The sequence below is a fragment of the Oceanimonas pelagia genome (assembly GCF_030849025.1).
Lineage (GTDB): Bacteria > Pseudomonadota > Gammaproteobacteria > Enterobacterales > Aeromonadaceae > Oceanimonas > Oceanimonas pelagia.
On record NZ_CP118224.1, the window covers coordinates 133,384 to 156,406 of the forward strand.

The following is a 23,023-nucleotide window of genomic DNA, read 5'->3' on the forward strand; positions in this document are numbered from 1 at the left end:
GCCTGATGCCCGATCGGCGCGGGAATGCCTTGCCCGGCAGGATAAATGATGTTTCTATGTGAAGGTATTTTCACCAAAGGAATGACGATGCAGGTTACGCTTCTTACCGGCAAGGCCAGGTCGCTGGCGCCGGGCATTGACAGTGCCATCGACAAACGACCGGTCGACGCCGCCCTGTTTTGCGGTGTCAACGGACTGGAAGGGGATGTGCAGGTTTCAACCCGTTTTCACGGCGGCCCGGAGCGGGCGCTGCACTATTATCCGGCCGAGCATTATCCGGTGTGGCGGCAGTGGTTTGCAGGCATGGGGCTGAGCGGGCGCTGCGAGTTGCTGGTGCCCGGTGCCTTTGGAGAAAACCTGTCCGGCACCGGGCTGGCTGAAGACACCGCCTGCATTGGTGACATATACCGGCTGGGCGAGGCCCTGGTGCAGATCAGCCAGCCACGCTCGCCCTGCCACAAGCTCAATGCCCGTTTCGGTCACGACTTTTTCTCGGTACTGATGCAGGCCAACGGCCGCACCGGCTGGTTGTTGCGGGTGCTAGAAGAAGGCAGGGTGGCTTCCCCTGCTTCCCTGGTGCTGATGGCGCGGCCCTGTCCTGCCATGCCGGTAAAGCGGGCCGGCGATATAGTGTTCAACCGTGGCTTCGATGCCGACGGCTTGCGTGAACTGGCCGCCACCGAGCAATTATCCGCCAACTGGCGCAAAAAAGCGGCGGATTATCTGGCCGCCGGCCGGGTGGATGACTGGACCATGCGGTTATTGGGTCCAAAAGCGGATTTTGGATGAAAAAGGGCTTGCAAGGGGGGCGGCGTTTCTGTAAATTCTCGCCCCGTTAACGGCATGTAGCGCAGCCTGGTAGCGCACTTCGTTCGGGACGAAGGGGTCGGAGGTTCGAATCCTCTCATGCCGACCAGATTCTCAAAAAAGCCTCGCAGCAATGCGAGGCTTTTTTGTTTTTCTGCACATGAAAAACCAAAGGGGCCGTTTGGCCCCTTTTTGCTTTATTCGCTGACGGTCACCGTCTGGCCGTTGAAATGAACAACCTGGCCCGCCACTATCTTGCAGCGCTTGCGTACTTCCACCTGGCCGTTCACGGTCACGGCGCCTTCGTCGATCACCGCCTTGGCCATGGCGCCCGAGTCGCACCAGCCCAGCACCTTCAGCAGGTTGCACAGAGGAATAAAGTCGTTGCCTTCCAGGCTGAATGTTTCGCTCATGAACGTTCTCTTTAATGGTGGTTTAGTTTGGTTGTAAGTTTAAAAATAGTTTTAAATCTTACACTTTTGCTTAATTCGTAGTTTGGGTGATGGTTTTTTTGCTGTTTCTCAAAAGATTGGGCATCATTATTGCTTTCAAACCGTATTGCCTGCCGCGTATCTGTGTGTACTCACCCTGTCAGGAGGCCTGGCCCCGCCGGGGGAGCTATGTCATTCTTGAGTCGGTGCCGGTGGTGCGCTTGCGGCCCTGTTTTCAGAACCAGTTACTTTATCTAGAGGTGATTATGTCCGGATTGCTGCCCAATATCGACCCCGATGGCCTGCTGGAATATTCGGTGGTGTACACCGACCGGGCGCTCAACCATATGTCGGCGCGCTTTCAGCAGGTCATGAAGGACATCTCCGCCAGCCTGAAAACGCTCTATCACGCCCATTCGGCGGTGATCGTGCCCGGCAGCGGCACCTTTGGCATGGAGGCCGTGGCTCGCCAGTTTGCTACCGGCAAGCACTGCCTGGTGGTGCGCAACGGCTGGTTCAGCTATCGCTGGAGCCAGATCTTTGAAGCCGGCAGCATTCCGGCATCCGAAACCGTGCTCAAGGCCCGCGCCATAGAGCAGGGCCCGCAGGCCGCCATGGCGCCGGCGCCCATCGAGGAGGTGGTGGCCACCATTCGCGAGCAGAAACCCGATCTGGTGTTTGCCGCCCACGTGGAAACCGCTGCCGGCATGATGCTGCCCGACGACTACATTCGTGCCATGGCCGATGCCGTGCACGAGGTGGGTGGGTTGCTGGTGATCGACTGCATCGCCTCCGGCACCATCTGGGTGGACATGGACGCCTGCGGTGTCGACATTTTGCTGAGCGCGCCGCAAAAGGGCTGGAGCAGCTCGCCCTGCTGTGGTCTGGTGATGCTGAGCAAGCTGGCCCGGGAGCGTATCGACGGTACCCAGAGCAGCAGCTTTGCCATGGATCTGAAAAAGTGGCTGCAGATCATGGAAACCTACGAGCAGGGCGGCCATGCCTACCACGCCACCATGCCCACCGACGCCCTTACCGCGTTCCGCGATACCATTATCGAAAGCGAGGCAATGGGCTTTGCGGTGATGAAACAGCGTCAGCAAGAGCTGGGCGATCGCATCCGCGCCGTGCTGGCCGCACGAGGCATCAAGAGTGTAGCCGCCGACGGCTTTGCTGCGCCGGGCGTGGTGGTGTGCTACACCGACGACGCCGGCATCAAGAGCGGCAGCAAGTTTGCCGCCGAGGGTCTGCAGATCGCAGCCGGTGTGCCCCTGGCCTGCGACGAGCCCGCCGATTTCCAGACCTTCCGTCTGGGTCTGTTCGGTCTCGACAAACTGAAGGACGTGGATCGTACCGTGGCTACCTTTGAAGCCGCCCTGGACAGGGTGTTGCAAGCCTGACGGATACCTGCCCGCCCCCGATGCGAAGCCGCCCTTGAGGCGGCTTCGCCGTTTCTGGCCGCCGTCCGCAGGGGAAAACGGGTGAAGCTTTTTTGAAGGCTGCGGCTAGACAAGTCCCCCTCCTGTTTGGGGTTAAATTTATAAACTCTTTAATAACAGTGACTTGTGCTTGTTTTGGAGAATGCACCAGTGTTCCGCTGCCATTTGGCTGACTTAATTCCTCAATAAAAGCGTCATCTTGGCTCAGCACCATGGCCCACGTATTCAACGTGAGGCCGCTGGCAATGAACAACAACATCATTGAAGTCAGGTGTCTGAGCAAGACCTTCGACAACAAGAAAGCGCTGAAAAACATCAGCCTGGACATCGCCCACGCCGGGATCACCGCGCTGCTGGGCCCTTCCGGCTCGGGTAAATCCACCCTGCTGCGCCACCTGAGCGGGCTGGCGCTGTCCGACAAGAAGGACGGCACCGAAATCCGCGTCATGGGCGAACTGGTGCAGGCCCGGGGCCGGGCGGCGTCCGGCGTGCGCTGCTGCCGCGCCCGGGCCGGCTACATCTTTCAGCAGTTCAACCTGGTCAACCGTCTTAGCGTGTTGACCAACGTGCTGATCGGCGCCCTGGGCAGCACTGCCCGCTGGCGCACCCTGACCGGCCGCTTCACCGCCGAACAGCGCCGGCAGGCGATGCAGGCCCTGGAGCGGGTGGGCATGGCGGCCTTTGCCGGGCAGCGGGTGTCCACCCTGTCCGGCGGCCAGCAACAGCGGGTGGCCATTGCCCGCTCGCTGATGCAGCAGGCGCGCATTATTTTTGCCGATGAACCCATTGCCTCACTCGATCCCGAGTCGGCCCGCACCGTGATGGAACTGCTGCGCGACATCAACGAACGTGAAGGCATTCCGGTGGTGGTCACCCTGCACCAGGTGGATTACGCGCTGAAATACTGCCAGCAGCTGGTGGCCCTGCGGGAAGGGGAAATTTTTTATCAGGGCGCGGCGGATGCCATTACCTCCGAGGCCCTGACCGCCCTCTACGCCCGTTCACGACCGCTTTCTTCTGTGGCGGGAGCGGCAGACGCCGGCTCCCGGGCTTCTGCACTTTCCTTTGTAACCGGTTCAATTCAAGGACAACCGTCATGATGCATACCCTGAAAAAACTCGTGGGCGGAGCCGCCCTGCTGAGTGCCGCCGTGGCCGCACCGGTACAGGCGGATGACGCCGCACTGAAGACCCTGCACTTCGGCATTATCTCTACCGAGTCCCAGCAGAACCTCAAGCAGAGCTGGGAGCCCTTTCTGGCCGATATGGAAAAGCAGCTGGGGGTCGAGGTTGAAGCCTTCTTTGCCCCCGATTACGCCGGCATCATTCAGGGCATGCGCTTTGACAAGGTCGACATCGCCTGGCTCGGCAACAAATCGGCCATGGAGGCGGTGGACCGCGCCGGCGGCGAAATCTTCGCCCAGACCGTGCGTGCCGACGGTCAGCCCGGTTACTGGAGCCTGTTGATCGCCCACCAGGACAGCCCGCTCACCTCGGTGGACGACGTGCTGGCGCAACGCAAGGAGCTGGTGTTCGGCAACGGCGATCCCAACTCCACCTCCGGCTTTCTGGTGCCGTCCTACTATGTGTTTGCCCAGAACGACGTTTCTCCCCAGGAGTTCAAGCGCACCCTGAATTCCAGCCACGAGGTCAATGTGTTCGCCGTGCTCAACAAGCAGGTGGACGTGGCCACCAACAACACCGAAAGCCTGGAGCGCTTTAGCGCACGGGAGCCGGAAAAAGCCAAGAACATCAAGGTGCTGTGGAAATCCCCGCTGATCCCCGCCGACCCCATCGTGTGGCGCAAGAGCCTGCCGGAAGCCACCAAGCAGGCGGTGTACGACTTCTTTATGAATTACGGCCAGTCCGCCACTCCCGCGCAGCGGAACATCCTGGCGGCGCTGGACTGGAAGGGATTCAAGCCCTCCAGCGACCTGCAACTGCTGCCCATTCGTCAGCTGGAGCTGTTCAAGGAGCTGAAGGTGATGGAAAACGACCAGGCCGATGCCGCCGACATCGCTCAGGTGGAAATGCAGCTGGCGGCGTTGAGCCGGCAGATGTCCGCCCTGGCGGCCATGAGCAACTAACGACCGGTGAAAGGCCGGTCCGGCCGGCCTTTCTCGGTTATCGGAGACGATAACAATGAATACAGACGTTGTGACTCAGCCCGGCCCGGCCTTGCGCCTGTGGCAATGGGTGAAATGGATGCTGCTGGCCCTGGTGCTGGCCTGGGCCTGGCAGGGCGCGGAGATAAACCCCGCGCTGCTGGTGCGGGACGCGGGCAACATGGCCGAGCTGGCCGCCGGCTTTTTTCCGCCCGACTTTACCCACTGGCAGCTATACCTGAAAGAGACCCTGGTCACCCTGCAGGTGGCACTGTGGGGCACCCTGCTGGCCATTGTGCTGTCGGTGCCATTCGGTCTGCTGTGTGCCGAAAACCTGTTCCCGCAGTGGGTATGCCAGCCGATGCGCCGGCTGATGGACGCGGCCCGGGCCATTAACGAAATGGTATTCGCCATGTTGTTTGTGGTGGCGGTCGGGCTGGGCCCCTTCGCCGGCGTGCTGGCGCTGTTCGTGCATACCACAGGGGTGCTGTCGAAGCTGTTTTCCGAGGCGGTGGAAGCCATCGAACCCGGCCCCATCGAGGGGGTGCGGGCCACCGGTGCCGGTAAGCTGGAAGAAATTATCTATGGCGTACTGCCCCAGGTAATGCCGCTGTGGATTTCCTACTCGCTCTATCGGTTTGAGTCCAATGTTCGCTCGGCCACGGTAGTGGGCATGGTGGGCGCCGGTGGTGTGGGGGTGCTGCTGTGGGAAGCCATTCGCAGTTTTCAGTTCGAGCAGACGGCCGCCATCATGGCCGTGGTGATTGTCACCGTCAGCCTGCTGGATTTCGCTTCCCAGTTTATTCGCAAGAAATACATCTGATTTATTTGCGCCCACTTGTCTAGATAAGTGGCGAATAACAAGAAGGTGCGGGCGTTATTTCCTGGAACCAGAGCGTTTAACAGGTCGGAGGAATGCAATGAAGGTGTATCTGACGATTAGCCGGCAGCTGGAAGTGGATATTCGGGACTATTTCAGTCCGGGGGATTATCTGCCGCCGGAAGCCCGGCTGGCGGAACGTTTCGGGGTGAACCGGCATACGGTCAGGCGGGCCATTGACGAGCTGGTGGCCAATGGGCTGGTTCAGCGTCATCAGGGCAAGGGCAACATGGTGCTGCACCAGCCTCAACCGTACCGCCTGCATGAGGGCGCACACTTTACCGGCTGCCTGCTGGAGCAGGGCGCACTGCCCAGCAGCCGGGTAACCGGCGCCCGGCTGATAGCGGCCAGTGACAAGCTGGCCCGGGAATTACGCATCGAGCCGGAGCAAAAGATTATTCACCTGCAGACCTTGCGGCACATGGAAGGCATTCCCCGCTGTGTGATTAATCACTACCTGAGTGATCCGCAATGGTGGCCGGCAGTAAAACATTTTCAGCAGGGCTCCTTACACGGTTTTTTAAAGCGGGCGCTGTCGCTGGAATTAAAACGGGAGTCCACCCGGCTGGGGGCCAGGATGCCTTCCGGTGAAGAATGCCGGTTATTGCAAATCAACAAGTCGGTTCCGGTAATGCGCATCAAAACCCGGAACCAGTTAAAGGGCTCGAACCGTATTGCGGAGTATTCCGTCAGTTCGGCCCGGGCCGATTTAATCGAGTATGTCGTGGAGCATTGAATGAATACAGCACAACGCAAGCAATGGATGTCGGTGCTGGCGCGCGCCCCCTGGCGCGAGCTGGAATCCCGCTGGCAGGCGCTGGCCCTGGCGCCCGACTATGAACTGATCCGGGCACCGGAGGTGGGCCTGGCCCAGGTGCGGGCACGCATGGGCGCCACCGGCAGCCAGTTCAATCTGGGCGACACCACCATTACCCGGGCGGTGGTCAGGCTGGCCGGCGGTGCGCTGGGCTACAGCTATGTGCGTGGCCGCAACAAGGCCCATGCCGAGCTGGCCGCAGTGATCGACGGCCTGATGCAGAGCCCCGAGACCGGCGAGCGGCTGAGCCGGGAGCTGATTGTACCGCTGGCCGCGCACAGGGCCGAGCAGGAGGAGCTGCGCCGCCGGCAGGTGGCGGCCAGCAAGGTGGACTTTTTTACCATGGTGCGGGGAGAAGACTGATGACCACCATTACCACGGCCTTTGCCGATGCCGTACACGACAGTCAGACCTGCTTTCGTCGCCTGCTGACCGCCATGGCGGAGCCGGGCACGCGGGTGCAACTGGATCGTGCCCATGCCTTTGGCGCCCTGAGCGCCGGTGCCGTGCAGGTGTTGCTGACCCTGGCCGACCATCATACCCGGTTGTGGTTGTCACCCAGCCTGAGTGCCGATCAGGTCGTTCTCGACAATCTGCGTTTTCACGTCGGCGCACCGCTGGTGAATGAGCCGGCCCAGGCCGACTTTGCGGTGCTGTCCCGGACGGATCTGCACGCCTGCGAAACCGTGCTGCCGGCGCTGCCGGCGGGCACCGAGGAATACCCGGATCAGGGCGCGACCCTGGTGGTGGAAACCGACTCACTGGACGACGGCGTGGCCGCCGTACTGTCGGGGCCCGGTATTCCCGGGCAGCGTTCCGTGTGCCTGGGCAGCCTGCCGCCGGCCCTGGTGCGCTGGCTGAGCGAGCGGGATCCGCGTTCGCCCCTGGGTGTTGACCTGATATTCGTTTGTGAGCGCGAGCTGATTGCGACTCCCCGTTCAACCCGAGTGGAGGTGTAACCCATGTATGTAGCAGTCAAGGGGGGCGAGAAAGCCATCGCCGCCGCCCACCAGTTGCAGGCGCAGAAGCGCCGCGGCGACACCGATCAGCCCGAACTCAGCGTGGCCCAGGTGGAACAACAGCTTGCCGGCGCCGTGGACCGGGTGATGACCGAGGGCGGTATTTACGACAAGGAGCTGGCGGCGCTGGCGGTGAAACAGGCCGGCGGCGATCTGGTGGAAGCCATTTTCCTGTTGCGGGCCTACCGCACCACGCTGCCGCGGCTGGCGGTGACCGAGCCGGTGGACACCGCCCGCATGCGCATCGAGCGCCGCATCTCGGCCACCTACAAGGACTTGCCCGGTGGCCAGGTGCTGGGTCCGACCTATGACTACACCCACCGCCTGCTGGACTTTGCCCTGCTGGCCGAGGGCGAGCATCCCGGCCCGGCGCCGGTGGTGACCGAGGCCGAGCCCTGCCCGCAGGTGTCGGCCATGCTGGAGCGGCAGCAGTTGCTGGTGGCGGAGCGTGATGGTGGCGCTGAGCCCGCCGATGTCACCATGACCCCGGTGACCTTTCCCTGCGAGCGCTCCGCCCGGCTGCAGCAGCTGGTGCGCGGCGACGAGGGCTTCTTGCTGGCGCTGGGCTATTCCACCCAGCGCGGCTATGGCCGCAATCACCCCTTTGCCGGCGAGATCCGCTCCGGCGAGGTGACGCTGGAGCTGGTGCCCGAGGAATTGGGCTTTGCCATCGAGATCGGCGATATCGAGCTGACCGAGTGCCAGATGATTAACGGTTTTACCGGCGACAAGCGGCACAAGCCGGCCTTTACCCGCGGCTATGGCCTGACCTTTGGCTTTGGCGAGCGCAAGGCGATGTCGATGGCGCTGGTGGACCGGGCGCTGCAGGCCCCGGAATACGACGAGCAGGTGGCCGGCCCGGCCCAGGACGAGGAGTTTGTGCTGGCCCATGCCGACAACGTGGAGGCGGCGGGTTTTGTGTCGCACCTCAAGCTGCCCCATTACGTTGATTTCCAGGCCGAGCTGGAGCTGCTGCGCCGCATGCGCAGGGAACATGAACAGGCGCAGGGCGCCAATGCCGGTGAACAGGGGGAGCAAGCATGAACACCCAGCACGACACTCAGCACCAGGGCTACAACTACGCCTACCTGGATGAACAGACCAAGCGCATGATCCGGCGGGCGCTGCTCAAGGCGGTGGCCATTCCCGGTTATCAGGTGCCCTTTGGCGGCCGGGAAATGCCCATGCCCTATGGCTGGGGCACCGGCGGCGTGCAGCTGACCGCGGCGCTGATCGGCCGGGATGACACCCTCAAGGTGATCGATCAGGGTGCCGACGACACCACCAATGCGGTGTCCATTCGCGCCTTCTTTGAGAAGGTGGCCGATGTCAGCACCACCGAGGTGACCACCGAGGCAAGCCTGATCCAGACCCGTCACCGCATTCCCGAAACACCGCTGCAGCCGGGTCAGATCCTGGTGTATCAGGTGCCCATTCCCGAGCCGCTGCGCTTTATCGAGCCGCGGGAAACCGAGACCCGCAAAATGCACGCGCTGGAGGAATACGGCATCATGCACGTCAAGCTGTACGAGGACATCGCCCGCTACGGCCAGATTGCCACCGCCTATGCCTATCCGGTGCGGGTCAATGAGCGTTACATCATGGATCCGTCGCCGATCCCCAAGTTCGACAATCCCAAGATGGACATGATGCCGGCGCTGCAGCTGTTTGGCGCCGGCCGGGAAAAGCGCATCTACGCCATTCCGCCCTACACCCGGGTCACCAGCCTGGACTTTGACGACCATCCCTTTGAAGTGCAGCAGTGGGACGAGCCCTGCGATATCTGCGGCGCCACCGACAGCTTCCTCGACGAGGTGGTGACCGACGATCAGGGCAGCCGGGTCTTTATTTGTTCCGATACCGACTATTGCCGTCAGCAGCTGGAGCAGCAGGCATGAACCAACACACCCTATTCATGGCGGGAGACACTGACATGACACCGCAACAGGCCACCGTTCAGCTGCCGGAGCAGGCGCTGCTGTCGGTACGCAACCTGACCAAACTGTACGCCCCGGGCAAGGGCTTTGCCGAGGTATCCTTTGATCTGTACCCCGGCGAAGTGCTGGGCATCGTCGGCGAGTCCGGCTCCGGCAAGAGCACCCTGCTGCGGGCCATTTCCGGCCGGCTGGCGCCGGACGACGGCGAGGTGCTGTATCTGCGCGGCGGTGCCGGCAGCCAGCTGGCGCAGGTGGTGAGCCTGTATGAGATGGCCGAAAGCCAGCGCCGCCAGCTGCTGCGCACCGACTGGGGGGTGGTGCATCAGCACCCCCTCGACGGTCTGCGCCCGCGGGTATCGGCCGGCGGCAACATCGGCGAGCGACTGATGGCGGTGGGCCAGCGTCATTACGGCAACATTCGCGAGCGAGCGCTGCAATGGCTTGAGGATGTGGAGATCCCCGCCGATCGCATCGATGACCTGCCGGTGACCTTTTCCGGCGGCATGCAGCAGCGGTTGCAGATCGCCCGCAACCTGGTCACCCATCCCAGACTGATCTTCATGGACGAGCCAACCGGCGGCCTGGACGTGTCGGTGCAGGCCCGCTTGCTGGATCTGCTGCGCCGGCTGGTGTCCGAGCTGGGGCTGGCGGTGATCATCGTGACCCACGATCTGGCGGTGGCGCGGCTGTTGTCGCACCGGCTGATGGTGATGAAACAGAGCCGGGTGGTGGAAACCGGGCTCACCGATCAGGTGCTCGACGACCCCCAGCACCCCTATACCCAGTTACTCGTGTCTTCCGTACTGCAAAGCTAGGAGCCGTCATGACCCTTGCACTGAAAGTTTCCGACGTTCACAAGACCTTTGTGCTGCATAACCAGAACGGCATTCGCCTGCCGGTGCTGGCCGGCGCGTCCCTGAGTGTGGCGGCGGGAGAATGCGTGGTGCTGCACGGCCGCTCCGGCAGCGGCAAGTCCACCCTGCTGCGCACCCTGTACGGCAACTACCTCACCGATACCGGCCATATCGAGGTGATGCATCAGGGCCAGTGGCTGGACATGACCCGGGCCAGCCCGCGTGCCCTGGTGAACGTGCGCCGCCAGACCATTGGCTGGGTCAGCCAGTTTTTGCGGGTGATCCCCCGCATCAGCGCTCTGGAAGTGGTGATGCAACCGATGATCGAGCAGGGCGGCGAGCGGGCCGAGGCCAGGCGCCGGGCCGAGCACCTGCTGACCCGGCTCAATGTGCCCGAGCACCTGTGGCAGCTGGCGCCGGCCACCTTTTCCGGCGGCGAGCAGCAGCGGGTGAACATCGCCCGGGGCTTTATCGCCGACTACCCGGTGCTGCTGCTCGATGAGCCGACCGCTTCGCTCGACGCCGTCAACCGGGCGGTGGTGGTGGAGCTTATTCACGAGGCCAAGGCCCGGGGCGCCGCCATTGTCGGCATTTTTCACGACGAGGACGTGCGCGAGCAGGTGGCCGATCGTCTTTATGATATTCAGTCCCGCGCCGACAGCCGGCCGGTAATGCAGTAAGGGGAGTGAGAGCATGATTATTACCAATGTGAATCTGGTGCTGGAAAACGAAGTGGTCAGCGGATCGCTGGAAGTACAGGACGGCGTGATCCGCGCCATGGCCGACAGCCCCAGTCAGCAGCCCGGCGCCATGGACGGTGAGGGTGGCTGGCTGCTGCCCGGCCTGGTAGAACTGCACACCGACAATCTGGACAAGCATTTTACCCCGCGGCCCAAGGTGAACTGGCCGGCGTTGCCGGCCATGCGCGCCCACGATGCCCAGGTGGTGGCGGCCGGCATCACTACCGTGCTGGACGCGGTGGCCATCGGCGACGAGCGCGACGGCGGTACCCGCCGGGACAACCTGGATCGCATGATCCATACCGTGGTGGACAGTGAGCGCCGCGGCCTGAACCGGGCCCAGCACCTGCTGCACCTGCGTTGCGAGCTGCCCCACGAGACCACGGTACCGCTGTTTGAGCATTATGCCGGGCTGCCGGAAGTGCGGCTGGTGTCGCTGATGGATCACTCCCCGGGCCAGCGCCAGTTTGTTAATCCGGTGAAATACCGGGAGTACTACCAGGGCAAGTACCGCCTCAATGACCGGCAGATGGACGAGTACGAGCAGCATCAGCTGGCGCTGGCGGCGCGCTGGTCCACCCCCAATCGCAGCGAGATTGCCCGTCAGTGCCGGGAGCGGGGCATTTCCCTGGCCAGCCACGATGACGCCACCCTGGCCCATGTGCAGGAGTCCCACCGGCTGGGCATGGTGCTGGCCGAGTTTCCGACCACGGTGGAAGCGGCGCAGGCGTCCCACCAGCATGGCCTGATGGTGATGATGGGGGCGCCCAATGTGGTGCGCGGCGGCTCCCATTCCGGCAACGTGGCCGCTCACGAGCTGGCCGCCCTCGGCGTGCTGGACGTGCTGTCGTCCGACTATTATCCGGGCAGCCTGCTGGATGCGGTATTCCGCCTGGCCGCCGATGAACGCAACACTCTGCAACTGGCCGAGGCGGTACGGCTGGCCACCCGTAACCCGGCCCACAGCCTGGGGCTGGATGATCGCGGCGTGCTGGCGGAAGGCACGCGGGCCGATCTGGTGCTGGCCCGGCAGCATGAGGGCCAGATCTATCCGGCCCGGGTCTGGTGCCGGGGCGCACTGGCGTACTGACAAGGGGAGCCACATCATGAATCGTCAGCCCGGCAGACTGTTTTATGTGATGGGTCCTTCGGGGGCCGGCAAGGACAGCTTTCTGCAGCTGGTGCGGACGCGGCTGCCGGCCGAGTTGCTGGTGGCGCACCGCTATATCACCCGGGCCGCCTTCGCCGGCGGTGAAAACCATGTGGAGCTGTCCCTGCCCGAGTTTCAGCGGCGCCGGGAGCTGGGCCTGTTTGCCCTCGACTGGCAGGCCAACGGCCATTGCTATGCCCTGGGCTGCGAACTGGACAGCTGGCTGGCGTCCGGGCTAGAGGTGATGGTCAACGGCTCCCGGGCCTGTCTGCCACAAGCCAGGGAGCGCTTTGGCGAGCGCCTGGTGCCGGTGCTGGTGACGGTGGACGGCGAGACCCTGGGAAAGCGGCTGCGGGCCAGGGGCCGGGAAAATGAAGCCGAAATCCGGCTGCGGCTGGCACGGGCCCGGGCGCACGATGAGGGGTTGCCGGACTCGGTGTGGCGGCTGGATAACTCCGGCTCTCTGCAACAGACCCTGCAGCAGTTTGAGCAGTACCGGCGGGGAGAGCGGGCATGCGACTGACCCTGCTGGGCACGGGGGCGGCCGGCGGCATGCCCCTTTATGGCTGTGACTGCGCCGACTGCCGCCAGGCTCTGGCCGAGCCCAAGCTTGGCCGGGCACCCTGCTCGGCACTGCTGGAATGGGGCGGGCACCGGTTGCTGCTGGATGCCGGCCTGATGGATCTGCACCGGCGGTTTGCCCCCGGCAGCCTTACCGGCATGTTGCTGACCCACTTTCATGTGGATCATGTGCAGGGGCTGTTTCACCTGCGCTGGGGACCGGCGGCGCCGATTCCGGTGTGGTGCCCGTCCGATCCCGACGGCTGTGCCGATTTGCTGAAGTACCCGGGTTGCCTGGATTTTAGGCCGGAAATGGCCCATGACAAAACCTGGCAACTGCATGATCTGCACATCACCCCGCTGGACATGGTGCATTCCCGCCCGACCCTGGGTTACCTGTTTGAGTATCATGGCCGGCGACTGGCCTACCTTACCGACACCAAGGGGCTGCCGGCCCACAGCCTGGTGCTGTTGCAGGCACTGCCGCCGCTGGAGGCGCTGGTGATCGACTGCAGCTTCGGGCCCGGTGTCGAGGGGCGTAACCACAACGGGCTGGATCAGGTGATGACACTGTGCGCGCAACTGCAACCGGCGAGAACCGTGCTGACCCACATCGGCCATGATTTTCACCGCTGGCTGCAGCGCCATCCGCTGCCGCGGGGGCTGGAAGCCGGTTACGACGATATGGCGATCGCTACCGGTTAAGCGTACGAAGCAGGGTTATAAAAAAGGCCACTTCGAGGGTGGCCTTGTCGATCAAGCGGGTTGCAGCCGGGAGTCGGTGACCCTGGTCTTCACTGCCCCGGGCTCGTCGTGCTGTAACCTGAAATGGGCAATCTGCCGGGCCAGCTCACTGGCAGACTGGTAAACCCGCTGACTGCTGTCGGAGATCAGATCCGCCACCTGTAGCGCTTCCTGCGCACCCTCGTTAATGTTGATCAGGTTGCGGTTGATCTCTTCCGCCACTGCCGACTGCTCTTCCGAGGCGGTGGCAATCTGGGCGTTCATGTCGTTGATGCTTTGCACCTCGTTGAGGATCTGCTCCAGATCCCGGCCGGCGGCGCGCACCACGTCCATGCTGATGGCGGCCTGCTCCTGGCTGTTGCTCATGTGCTCCGCCACTGTGCCGGCGTGGCTCTGCAACTGCTGGATCATGCGCTGAATTTCGCCGGTCGACTCCTGAGTGCGCATGGCCAGCGAGCGCACCTCGTCGGCCACCACCGCAAAGCCCCGGCCCGACTCGCCGGCCCGGGCCGCCTCGATGGCGGCGTTGAGCGCCAGCAGGTTGGTCTGTTCGGAGATGTTGCGGATCACCTCCACCACAGAGTCAATCTGCCGGGTCTGGGTTTCCAGCTCCTGCATGGCCTGGCCCGCTTCGCTCACCGAGTCGGCCAGTTGCTGCATGCTGTCGATGCTGCGCACCACGTCGTCATGGCCCATGTTGGCTTCCTGGTTGGCTTTTTCCGCCGCCGCCGAAGCGTCGTTGGCGTGGCGGGCCACTTCGTGCACGGTGGCATTCATTTCGTTCATGGCGGTGGCCACCTGATCCACCTCGTTGAACTGGTTTTGCATGCTGGCGCGGGTCTGCCTGCTTTTTACGCTCAGGCCTTCGGCCTCGCCGTCGAGCAGGGTGGCGGCCTCGCGCACCCGGGCCAGCAGGGCGCACAGCTGATCGCCCATGGCGTCCACACCCCGGGACAGCTGGCCGATTTCATCGGTGCGGGTGGCGCCGGTGCGGGCGCCGAGATCCCCCTTGCCAAAGCGGGCGATTACCTCCTGCACCCGGGTTACCGAGAAGGTGAGCGAGCGGGTGATGATGACGATCAGCGTCAGCGCCAGCAGGGTCACCAGCACCAGCAGGGCCAGCGACTTGCCCGCCTGCTGCCAGAACAGGGCATTGATGTCGCTGAGGTAAACCCCGCTGCCGATCACCCAGCCCCAGGGCGCAAAGCCCTGCACGTACGACACCTTTTGCTGGGGGCGGTCAAACTGGGGGCCGATATAGCTGTAGTCGACAAAACCGGCGCCCTGGTTGCTGACCGTGGTGACCATGGCCTGCCAGTGATGCTTGCCGTCGGCGTCGGTGACCCGGGTCATGTCATTGCCTTCCGTGTCGGGCTTCATCGGGTGCATCACCAGCCGGTGCTGCATGTCGTTGATCCACATGTAGCCGCCGTCACCGTAACGCAGGGCGCGCACCGCCTCCAGCGCCAGTTGCCGGCTTTGGCTGTCGCCCAGTTGCTGGCGCTGTTGGTAAAAGTGGTTGATCAGGGAAACCGTGGTTTCCACCTGCTCGCGCACCTTTTCCTTGCGGGCGTTGAGCAGCTCCTGGTGCAGGCTTTTCATGGCCGAGCCCTGTACCAGCAACAGACCGATAAACAGGGTAATGACCATGGCCATCAGCTTGTTGCGCAAACTGAGGTTGTTGAAAAATTGCATATCCATCCTCGAGCGGGTTGAGGGTGGCTTGTAAGCCTTCGGGCAGACAATCCCGGACTGCAGGCTGAAGCGTCCCGTGCTTGTTGGTATTTGAGTTATTGACGGCCGGAACGGCCGCCACCGCAGCATAGCAGTTGCACCGGGATGATCGGTAGCCTTGTGAGTCCCGTTGATTTGACCTGCATCAAACCAAAGGCAAACAGGGGCTGGTGCCGGGGGCAAGCCGGGCGTTAAGATGCGGCCCTTGTGCCAAGTGAGGATGACCATGGCGGAAGCTGAGCCCATTCAAAAGAACATAGTGCTGCTGGCCAATCTCAACTGCGATCATGTGTTGCAGCTAGAGGCGCCCCTTGAAGCCGGCCAGCGGCTGCATTACCGGGATGGCGGACGTCGGCTGGGTGGTGGCGCAGCCAATACCGGCATCGGCCTGTGCTGGGCCGGGCATAAGGTACTGCTGGCGGCACGGGTGGGCCGGGACAAGACCGGTGACTGGCTGGTACAGCAGGCCGCGTCCCAGGGGCTCAATCTGGATTACGTCGAGCGGGTAGAGGGAACCACCGGTGAGCTGCTGGTGCTGGTGGACGACCGGGGCGAGCGCACCATTTTGCGCCAGGCCAGGCCGCCGGTGCTGCCCGCCAGACTGCCGGCCGCGCCGGTGGACTGCCTGTATGTCAACACCGACGGCGCCGACGTAGTCGCCTATATGAAGCGCATGAACGAACACAGCCTGGTGGTCAGCCAGTACCCTCGCGGCGGGCGTTGGGCCCGGCCCTGCCGCGTGATGATTGCCTCCGCCACCGACCTGGGAGCGGTTGCCGACCCCTGGGCGCATGCGCAGACCCTTGCCGGAAACGGCCTGGAATGGCTGGTGCTGACCCACGGCGAAGGCGGGGCCGAGGCCATTTCCGCCGGCCGGCACATTCGTGTGCCGGCGCCGGCGGTGACCGTGGTGGACGCCACCGGCGCCGGCGATGCCTTTGCCGGCGGTTTGATCCACGCTCTGGTCAACGGCGCTGCCATGGACCATGCCCTGGCCGAGGCCGGCCGCTGGGCCGCCTTTACCCTGTCGTCGTCCAGCTCCATTCCCTCTACCCGGCTGCGGGCACACCTGGCCGGCGGGCTGAACTCCCGCGCCGACACTGGTAAGCTCGATACCAACAAGGTGAGTGGAGACGACTCCGGTGAATGACAACCTGCTGGTTTCCGCCCTGGTGCTGTGCTGGCGCTGGTCGGTTTTTCTGATGTTCCCCCTGCTGGTATTCGGCTATGTGGAAGTGCTGGGCGTGCCCCTGAGTGATTTTGATAACGGCGTGAACCATCACAAGTGGATTCTGGTGTGCCTTTACCTGCTTTACGTGGTGTTGTGGTGGCGGCTTAACCGTCGGGTGCTGGCGCTGATCACGCGGCGGAGGTGAGCATGACCGACTGGTTAACACATTACTGGCCGCTGGGGCTGGCGGTGCTGTCCGGCCTGGCCGGCTGGGGCCTGACCCGGCTGACCATGGGGGGGCGTCTGCAATTGCAGGCCCAGCAGGGCCAGCACTGGCAGCAGGCGCTGGAAGAGCGCACGGCCGAGCTGCAGGACACCCGCCAGCGGCTGGAGCAACAACAGCAACTGGTGCTGAAGATGAACGGCCGGCTCAAGGAGTACGAGACCCTGTTGCGCCAGGAGCGGCAGTGGGCGGCGGAAAGGCAGGCCGAGTTTGAGGCCAGTGAAACCCGGCTGCAGCAGCAGTTCGAAAACCTGGCCCAGCGCATTTTTGAGCAGAAAACCCATAATCTGCGCGAGCTGAACCAGCACAGCCTGGATGCCCTGCTCGGGCCACTGCGGGAGCAGCTGGAAGGTTTTCGCCGCAACATGCAGGAAACCTATGCCGACGAGAGCCGCCAGCGCCACAGCCTGAAGTTTGAAATCGAACGGCTGGCCGAGCTGCACCGGCAGATGAGCGCCGACACCCATGCCCTGACCCGGGCCCTGAAGGGGGACAGCAAGCAGCAGGGCAACTGGGGCGAGGTGGTGCTGTCACGAGTGCTGTCGGAGTCCGGCCTGCGCGAAGGTCATGAATACAGCACCCAGCAGAGCCTGAGCAATGCCGACGGCAAGCGCTACCAGCCCGATGTGATTGTGCACCTGCCCCAGGACAAAGACATCATCATCGATGCCAAGGTCTCGCTGACCGCCTATGAGCGTTACTTCAACGGCGAAAGCGAGGCCGGGCGCGAGCAGGCGCTGCGCGAGCACGTGGCCTCGGTGCGGGGCCACATTCGCGAGTTGGGGCGCAAGGATTACCATCAGCTGCAGGGGGTGCGCACCCTGGATTATGTGCTGATGTTCGTGGCGGTGGAGCCGGCCTTTCTGGTGGCGGTCGAGCACGATCCCGGGCTGGTGAAATATGCCCTCGACCACAATATTCTGCTGGTGAGTCCCACCAACCTGCTGGTGGCGCTGCGCACCATTGAAAACCTGTGGCGGGTGGAGCGGCAGAACCAGAACGCCCGGCGTATTGCCGAGTCGGCGGGCAAGTTGTATGAAAAACTGCGGCTGTTTACCGAAGACATGGAAGCGGTGGGCACTTCGCTGCGCCGCGCCGACGACAGCTACCAGCGGGCCATGAAGCGGCTCAGTCAGGGCCGGGGCAACCTGGTGCGCCAGGCCGAGGCCTTTCGTGAGCTGGGGGTGGAGGTGGTCAAGCCGCTGCCCGAGCACCTGCGGGAACGCGCCCTGGAGCAGGACGCACCCGTCCGGCTTAATGACGCCAGAACCGCGGAATAAACAGCACCGCCACGGTCAGAATTTCCAGCCGGCCCATCAGCATGCCCAGTGCCAGCAGCCATTTGGCGGTATCGGGCAGAGTGGCGAAGTTGCCGCTGGGGCCGATCTGCTCGCCAATGCCCGGGCCCACGTTGGCCACGGCGGTGACCGCCGCGGTGATCGCCACCTGGGGCGACAGCGACATCAGGCTGAGCGCCAGTGCCAGCACCAGCATGGTGGCGAAATAGCCAAAGATAAAGGTGATCAGCGAGCGCAGAATGTCGTCACTCACGCTGCGGCCGTTGTATCTCTGCGGCAGCACCGCCTGAGGGTGCATGAGTTGCAGCAACTGGCGGCGGAACAGCGCCATGCCTACCTGCAGCCGGAAAATCTTGAAGCCACCGGCGGTGGATCCCGAGCAGGCGCCGCACAGCATCAATACCGCAAACAGCACCAGCGGAAAGGGGCCCCAGGTGCCGAAGTCTTCCAGCCCGAAGCCGGTGGTGGTGAGCACCGACACCAGATTGAACAGGCTGATGCGCATGGCATCCATCAGGGGGTATTGGCCCGTGGCCCACAAATACAGGCTCAGCACCAGGCCGGTGGCCAGCACCAGCCAGAAAAAGCCGCGTACCTGGGCGTCCCGGAACAGTTCCAGGTTGCGGTTGCGCAGGCTGGACACCATCAGCAGAAAGGGCAGGCCGCCGATAAACATGAACAGGGTGCCCACCCAGTGGGCCGCCGGGGCAAAGTGGTTCATGGAGCCGTCGGAAGTGGAATAGCCGCCGGTGCTGAGGGTGGTCATGGCATGATTGACCGCCTCAAAGGCGTTCATGTCCGACAGCGCATAGTAACCCAGGCCGCACAGGGCGGTGAGCAGCACATAGAGCAGCACAATGCGCTTGGCCATGGTGGCGGCCCGGGGCGCGCTTTTGTCGGACCAGTCTGACGATTCGGTCTGAAACAGCTTCATGCCGCCCACGTTGAGGTAGGGCAGCACCGCCACCGCCGCCACGATAAAACCGACCCCACCCAGCCACTGCAGAATGGAGCGCCACAGCAGAATGTCGGCGGGGGTGGTGTCGAGCCCCGCGAGCACGGTGGAGCCGGTGGTGGTGACCCCCGACATGGTCTCGAAAAAGGCGTCGGTAAAGCTGATGTGACTGATAAACACAAAGGGCAGGGCGCCGAACACGCACACCGTGGTCCACACCAGGGTGGTGAGCAGGAACATCTCCTTGACCCGCAGCCGTAGCCGCTCGCGCCGGCCCCAGGCCAGCAGCCCCAGCGCCGCCCCATGGGTGAGCAGGGTGGCCTGCAGAAATTCCTCAAAGCCCCGGCTGCGGCCGGTTAACGCCAGCAGGGTGGGCAGCCACATGAACAGCGCCAGCTTGGACAACGCCATGCCGAGAATAAAGGCGATGGGGCGCAGGTTGAACATGGCGGCCTCGGTTACAGAAAGAAGGGACTGGGCTGAAACAGCCGCTCCACCTCGGGAATAAACTTCTTGTCGACCAGAAACATTACCACGTGATCGTTTTGCTCGATCACGGTTTTGTCGTGGGCGATCAGCACCTCTTCACCGCGCACGATGGCGCCGATGGTGGTGCCCGGCGGCAGCTTGAGATCGCCGACCTTGCGGCCCACCACCCGTGAGGTGCTGCTGTCACCGTGGGCGATGGCCTCAATGGCCTCGGCCGCGCCCCGGCGCAGGGAGTAGACGTTGACGATGTCGGCCCGGCGCACATGGGTGAGCAGCGCCGAAATGGTGGCTTGCTGGGGCGAGATGGCCACGTCTATGGTGCCGCCCTGCACCAGATCCACATAGGCGCCGCGCTGGATCAGCACCATCACCTTGCGCGCGCCCATTTTCTTGGCGAGCATGGCCGACATGATGTTGGCCTCGTCCTGGTTGGTGACCGCAATAAACACATCCACCTGGTCGATATGCTCCTCGATCAGCAGCTCCTGATCCGAGGCATCGCCGCAGAACACCATGGTGTGCTCCAGCAGCTCCGAGAGTTGCTCGGCCCGCCCGGGGTTGTGCTCGATCAGCTTGACCGAGTAGTTCCGCTCCAGCCGCCGGGCCAGGCCGGCGCCGATGTTGCCGCCGCCGACGATCATGATGCGCTTGTAGTCGTTTTCGAGTCGCTGCAGCTCCGACATCACGGCGCGAATGTGGCCGCTGGCGGCGACGAAGAACACCTCGTCGTCGGCCTCGATAATGGTGGTGCCCTGGGGACGAATGGGCCTGTCCTGACGGAAAATGGCCGCCACCCGGGTGTCGATGCCGGGCATGTGATCCCGCAGGGTGGACAGGGCGTTGCCCACCAGGGGGCCGCCGTAATAGGCCTTGATCGCCACCAGGCCGACCTTGCCCTCGGCGAAGTCGACCACCTGCAGCGCGCCCGGATACTGCACCAGCCGGTAGATGTATTCGGTGACCAGCTGCTCGGGGGCGATCAGGTTGTCCACCGGAATGGCCTCGTTCAGAAACAGCCGCTCCCGCTCGGCCAGAAATTCCGGCGAACGAATGCGGGCCACCTTGTTGGGGGTGTTGAACAGGGAGTAGGCCACCTGGCAGGCGATCATGTTGGTTTCGTCACTGTTGGTGACCGCCACCAGCATGTCGGCATCCTGGGCGCCGGCTTCGCGCAGCACCGCCGGATAGGCGCCGTGGCCGTTGACCACCCGCAAGTCGTACTTGTCCTGCAACTCGCGCAGCCGTTCGGTGTTGGTGTCGACGATGGTGATGTCGTTGTTTTCACCGACCAGGTTTTCCGCCAGGGTCCCGCCGACCTGGCCGGCCCCCAGAATGATGATTTTCATGCCTGTTTCGCTATGCTGGCGTAATAGAAACCGTCCCGCTCATGCTCGCCCGGCAGCAACTGCCAGCCCGGCCGGGCCGGTGTGTCGTCGGCATGCAGGGGCTGGTGCACGGCATCGGGCGTACGGGCCAGAAAGGCCTTGATCTGCTCCCGGTTTTCGTCGGGCAAAATGGAGCAGGTGGCGTATAGCAGCATACCGCCGGGCTTCAGTTGTTGCCACAGGGCATCGAGAATTTGCGCCTGCAACGCCGCCAGCTGGGCGATGTCCTCGGGCCGGCGCAGCCACTTGATGTCGGGATGGCGGCGGATCACCCCGGTGGCGGAGCAGGGCGCGTCGAGCAGAATGCGATCGAATGGTGGCCCCTGCCACCAGTCCTGTGGTCTGGCCGCATCGCCCTGCAGCACGGTGGCGGTGAGGCCAATGCGATCAAGGTTCTGGTGCACCCGCTCAAGCCGGTCGGCATCCATGTCGATGGCCACCAGCTGGCTCAGGGCCGGCTGGCGCTCCAGAATATGGGCGGTCTTGCCGCCGGGTGCGGCGCAGGCATCGAGCACCCGCTCACCGGGCTGTGGGTCCAGCAGCCGGGCCGCCATCTGGGCGGCGGCGTCCTGCACCGAGCAGTGACCCTGGTCAAAACCGGGCAGGGTGGTCACATCCGCCGGGCGCGCCAGCCGCAGGGCCTGGGCAGCTACCGGGTCCGGGCTGGCCTCAATGCCGCTTTCCGCCAGCAGCGCCGCGTAATCTTCCCGGCGGTGGTGGTTTTCGTTGACGCGAATCCACATGGGCGGATGACGGTTGTTGGCGGCCATGATGTCCTGCCACTGCTCGGGATAGGCCTGTTGCAGCCGCTTCATCAGCCAGTTGGGGTGGGCCAGCCGCAGCTGGGGCAGGGCATCGACCTTTTGTTCCAGCTCCTGTTGCCGGCGCTGCACGTTGCGCAGCACACCGTTGACCAGCCCCTTGAAGGGCTCGGCCTTGAGCCGTTTGCAGGCGGCCACGGTTTCCGCCAGGGCGGCATGGGCCGGAATGCGGGTATACAGCAACTGGTACAGGCCCACCAGCAGCAGGGTGTGCACCGGCTGGTATTTTCCCTTGAGCGGCTTGTCGAGCAGCTGCTTGGCCATGGCGTCGAGGCGGCTGTACCAGCGCAGGGTGCCAAAGCACAGCTCCTGCAGCAGGGCGCGATCCTTGGCGGCCACCTCCTGCTGGTAGCGGGGCAGCAGGGTGGAAAGGGACTGGCCCTGGTTGATCACCTGGTGAACCACGGAGGCCGCGGCGGCGCGAGTTTTCATGGTGTTCTCTTCTGGTTGGCGGTATTCAGGACAGCTGGCTGCCGGGAGTAAACCAGTCCTTGCGGGCGTTGAGCAGATCCTGGCAACTCATGGCTTTCTTGCCCGGCGGCTGCAGGCTGAGCAGGCGCAGCACGCCGTTGCCGGTGGCCACGTCGATGCCGGCCTTGCCGGCGGCGAGAATGGTGCCCGGGGCGGCGTTGCTGGCATTGGCCAGTACCTCGGCCTGCCACAGCTTGATGTTGTGCTCTGCCACCATGAAGTAGCTCACCGGCCAGGGGGTGAAGGCGCGCACGCAGCGCTCCAGCTGCTCGGCGGGCAGGGTCCAGTCGATGCGGGCCTCTTCCTTGCTGAGTTTCTCGGCATAGTTGGCTTCGGCGTCGTTCTGCGGCTCGGCCACGGCAGTGCCGTCGGCGAGCTGTTCCAGTGTGTGCAGCAGCGCTCGAGGGCCGAGTCCGGCCAGTTTTTCATAGAGGCTGGCGGAGGTGTCATCGGGGGCAATGGGCAGACTGGCCTTGTGCAGCATGGCGCCGGTATCCAGGCCCTTGTCCATCTGCATGATGGTCACGCCGGTGTCGGCATCGCCGGCCCAGATGGCCCGCTGAATGGGCGCCGCGCCCCGCCAGCGGGGCAGCAGCGAGCCGTGCACGTTAATGCAGCCCAGGCGCGGGGTGTCGAGCACCGCCTGCGGCAAAATCAGGCCGTAGGCCACCACCACCATGAGATCGGCTCCCAGTGCCGCCAGCTCGGCCTGGGCCTCTTCGTTGCGCAGACTCTGGGGCTGATAGACCGGCAAACCGGCCTGCTCGGCGGTGACCTTGACCGGGCTGGGGGTGAGCTTTTTGCCGCGGCCGGCGGGGCGGTCGGGCTGGGTATAAACGGCAATGACATTGTGGCCGGCATCGAGCAGCGCCTGCAGGTGGCGGGCGGCAAAGTCGGGGGTGCCGGCAAAAACGAGGTTGAGCTTGCTCAAGC

The 23,023-nt window shown here is 63.8% G+C and carries 24 protein-coding genes and 1 tRNA gene; 19 read left to right on the top strand and 6 right to left on the bottom strand.

What is annotated here, in order from left to right; genetic code table 11:
• Window positions 1-87 precede the first annotated feature (87 nt).
• A complete protein-coding gene (locus tag PU634_RS00630; RefSeq protein ID WP_306762160.1) occupies window positions 88-789 on the top strand; it encodes an MOSC domain-containing protein in 702 nt (233 codons plus the stop codon).
• Window positions 790-839: 50 nt separating this feature from the next.
• Window positions 840-916: transfer RNA gene (locus PU634_RS00635), tRNA-Pro, on the top strand.
• 88 nt (window positions 917-1,004) lie between these two features.
• Here the strand turns inward: PU634_RS00635 and ybcJ are convergent.
• Window positions 1,005-1,220, bottom strand: a complete 216-nt coding sequence (gene ybcJ / locus PU634_RS00640) for a ribosome-associated protein YbcJ (RefSeq protein WP_306762161.1) — start codon at window positions 1,218-1,220, stop codon at window positions 1,005-1,007.
• Window positions 1,221-1,504: 284 nt separating this feature from the next.
• Between ybcJ and PU634_RS00645 the strand changes: the two genes are divergently transcribed.
• The 14 genes from PU634_RS00645 (at window position 1,505) to phnP (ending at window position 13,444) form a co-directional block, all read left to right on the top strand.
• Complete coding sequence (locus tag PU634_RS00645; RefSeq protein ID WP_306762162.1) at window positions 1,505-2,638, top strand: aminotransferase class V-fold PLP-dependent enzyme; 1,134 nt, start codon at window positions 1,505-1,507, stop codon at window positions 2,636-2,638.
• Between the two features lie 284 nt (window positions 2,639-2,922).
• On the top strand, window positions 2,923-3,777 hold the full coding sequence (gene phnC / locus PU634_RS00650) for a phosphonate ABC transporter ATP-binding protein (RefSeq protein ID WP_306762163.1): 855 nt from the start codon (window positions 2,923-2,925) through the stop codon (window positions 3,775-3,777).
• On the top strand, window positions 3,774-4,763 hold the full coding sequence (gene phnD, locus PU634_RS00655; protein ID WP_306762164.1) for a phosphonate ABC transporter substrate-binding protein: 990 nt from the start codon (window positions 3,774-3,776) through the stop codon (window positions 4,761-4,763). Before phnC ends, phnD begins: the two co-directional genes overlap by 4 nt.
• A 55-nt stretch (window positions 4,764-4,818) precedes the next feature.
• A complete protein-coding gene (phnE, locus tag PU634_RS00660) occupies window positions 4,819-5,604 on the top strand; it encodes a phosphonate ABC transporter, permease protein PhnE (RefSeq protein ID WP_306762165.1) in 786 nt (261 codons plus the stop codon).
• A 97-nt stretch (window positions 5,605-5,701) separates the two neighbouring features.
• Window positions 5,702-6,397, top strand: a complete 696-nt coding sequence (gene phnF / locus PU634_RS00665) for a phosphonate metabolism transcriptional regulator PhnF (RefSeq protein ID WP_306762166.1) — start codon at window positions 5,702-5,704, stop codon at window positions 6,395-6,397.
• On the top strand, window positions 6,398-6,841 hold the full coding sequence (gene phnG, locus PU634_RS00670; RefSeq protein ID WP_306762167.1) for a phosphonate C-P lyase system protein PhnG: 444 nt from the start codon (window positions 6,398-6,400) through the stop codon (window positions 6,839-6,841).
• Window positions 6,841-7,437 carry a phosphonate C-P lyase system protein PhnH gene (gene phnH / locus PU634_RS00675; RefSeq protein WP_306762168.1) on the top strand — a complete coding sequence of 199 codons (597 nt, stop codon included), beginning with the start codon at window positions 6,841-6,843 and terminating at the stop codon, window positions 7,435-7,437. Before phnG ends, phnH begins: the two co-directional genes overlap by 1 nt.
• A gap of 3 nt (window positions 7,438-7,440) precedes the next feature.
• Window positions 7,441-8,541, top strand: a complete 1,101-nt coding sequence (locus tag PU634_RS00680) for a carbon-phosphorus lyase complex subunit (protein ID WP_306762170.1) — start codon at window positions 7,441-7,443, stop codon at window positions 8,539-8,541.
• Window positions 8,538-9,395, top strand: coding sequence for an alpha-D-ribose 1-methylphosphonate 5-phosphate C-P-lyase PhnJ (locus PU634_RS00685; protein WP_306762171.1), 858 nt, complete (start codon window positions 8,538-8,540; stop codon window positions 9,393-9,395). Before PU634_RS00680 ends, PU634_RS00685 begins: the two co-directional genes overlap by 4 nt.
• Before the next feature lie 35 nt (window positions 9,396-9,430).
• Window positions 9,431-10,249: a phosphonate C-P lyase system protein PhnK gene (gene phnK / locus PU634_RS00690; protein ID WP_306762172.1), complete on the top strand. Its 819-nt coding sequence runs from the start codon at window positions 9,431-9,433 to the stop codon at window positions 10,247-10,249.
• A gap of 8 nt (window positions 10,250-10,257) precedes the next feature.
• Window positions 10,258-10,968: a phosphonate C-P lyase system protein PhnL gene (gene phnL, locus PU634_RS00695; RefSeq protein ID WP_306762173.1), complete on the top strand. Its 711-nt coding sequence runs from the start codon at window positions 10,258-10,260 to the stop codon at window positions 10,966-10,968.
• Window positions 10,969-10,981: 13 nt separating this feature from the next.
• Entirely contained in the window at window positions 10,982-12,118 is a 1,137-nt protein-coding gene (gene phnM, locus PU634_RS00700) for an alpha-D-ribose 1-methylphosphonate 5-triphosphate diphosphatase (protein WP_306762174.1), read from the top strand.
• Between the two features lie 16 nt (window positions 12,119-12,134).
• Entirely contained in the window at window positions 12,135-12,701 is a 567-nt protein-coding gene (phnN, locus tag PU634_RS00705; RefSeq protein ID WP_306762175.1) for a ribose 1,5-bisphosphokinase, read from the top strand.
• A complete protein-coding gene (gene phnP, locus PU634_RS00710) occupies window positions 12,692-13,444 on the top strand; it encodes a phosphonate metabolism protein PhnP (RefSeq protein ID WP_306762176.1) in 753 nt (250 codons plus the stop codon). Before phnN ends, phnP begins: the two co-directional genes overlap by 10 nt.
• Before the next feature lie 51 nt (window positions 13,445-13,495).
• Here phnP and PU634_RS00715 read toward each other — a convergent pair whose 3' ends face one another.
• Window positions 13,496-15,178: a methyl-accepting chemotaxis protein gene (locus PU634_RS00715; protein WP_306762177.1), complete on the bottom strand. Its 1,683-nt coding sequence runs from the start codon at window positions 15,176-15,178 to the stop codon at window positions 13,496-13,498.
• 265 nt (window positions 15,179-15,443) lie between these two features.
• Here PU634_RS00715 and PU634_RS00720 point away from each other — a divergent pair, with 265 nt between their 5' ends.
• The 3 genes from PU634_RS00720 to rmuC are packed head-to-tail and all read left to right on the top strand — an operon-like array spanning window position 15,444 to window position 17,951.
• Window positions 15,444-16,367: a PfkB family carbohydrate kinase gene (locus PU634_RS00720; protein WP_306762178.1), complete on the top strand. Its 924-nt coding sequence runs from the start codon at window positions 15,444-15,446 to the stop codon at window positions 16,365-16,367.
• Complete coding sequence (locus tag PU634_RS00725; RefSeq protein ID WP_306762179.1) at window positions 16,360-16,593, top strand: hypothetical protein; 234 nt, start codon at window positions 16,360-16,362, stop codon at window positions 16,591-16,593. Before PU634_RS00720 ends, PU634_RS00725 begins: the two co-directional genes overlap by 8 nt.
• Before the next feature lie 2 nt (window positions 16,594-16,595).
• Window positions 16,596-17,951 carry a DNA recombination protein RmuC gene (gene rmuC, locus PU634_RS00730; RefSeq protein WP_306762180.1) on the top strand — a complete coding sequence of 452 codons (1,356 nt, stop codon included), beginning with the start codon at window positions 16,596-16,598 and terminating at the stop codon, window positions 17,949-17,951.
• Here the strand turns inward: rmuC and PU634_RS00735 are convergent.
• The 4 genes from PU634_RS00735 to fmt are packed head-to-tail and all read right to left on the bottom strand — an operon-like array spanning window position 17,926 to window position 23,021.
• Window positions 17,926-19,371, bottom strand: coding sequence for a TrkH family potassium uptake protein (locus PU634_RS00735; protein WP_306762181.1), 1,446 nt, complete (start codon window positions 19,369-19,371; stop codon window positions 17,926-17,928). The genes rmuC and PU634_RS00735 overlap by 26 nt on opposite strands.
• An 11-nt stretch (window positions 19,372-19,382) precedes the next feature.
• A complete protein-coding gene (trkA, locus tag PU634_RS00740) occupies window positions 19,383-20,759 on the bottom strand; it encodes a Trk system potassium transporter TrkA (protein WP_306762182.1) in 1,377 nt (458 codons plus the stop codon).
• The gene (gene rsmB / locus PU634_RS00745) at window positions 20,756-22,051 is read right to left on the bottom strand and encodes a 16S rRNA (cytosine(967)-C(5))-methyltransferase RsmB (RefSeq protein WP_306762183.1); all 1,296 of its coding nucleotides are present in this window, start codon (window positions 22,049-22,051) and stop codon (window positions 20,756-20,758) included. The genes trkA and rsmB overlap by 4 nt, the downstream gene beginning before the upstream one ends.
• A 25-nt stretch (window positions 22,052-22,076) precedes the next feature.
• On the bottom strand, window positions 22,077-23,021 hold the full coding sequence (gene fmt, locus PU634_RS00750; protein ID WP_306762184.1) for a methionyl-tRNA formyltransferase: 945 nt from the start codon (window positions 23,019-23,021) through the stop codon (window positions 22,077-22,079).
• Window positions 23,022-23,023 lie beyond the last annotated feature (2 nt).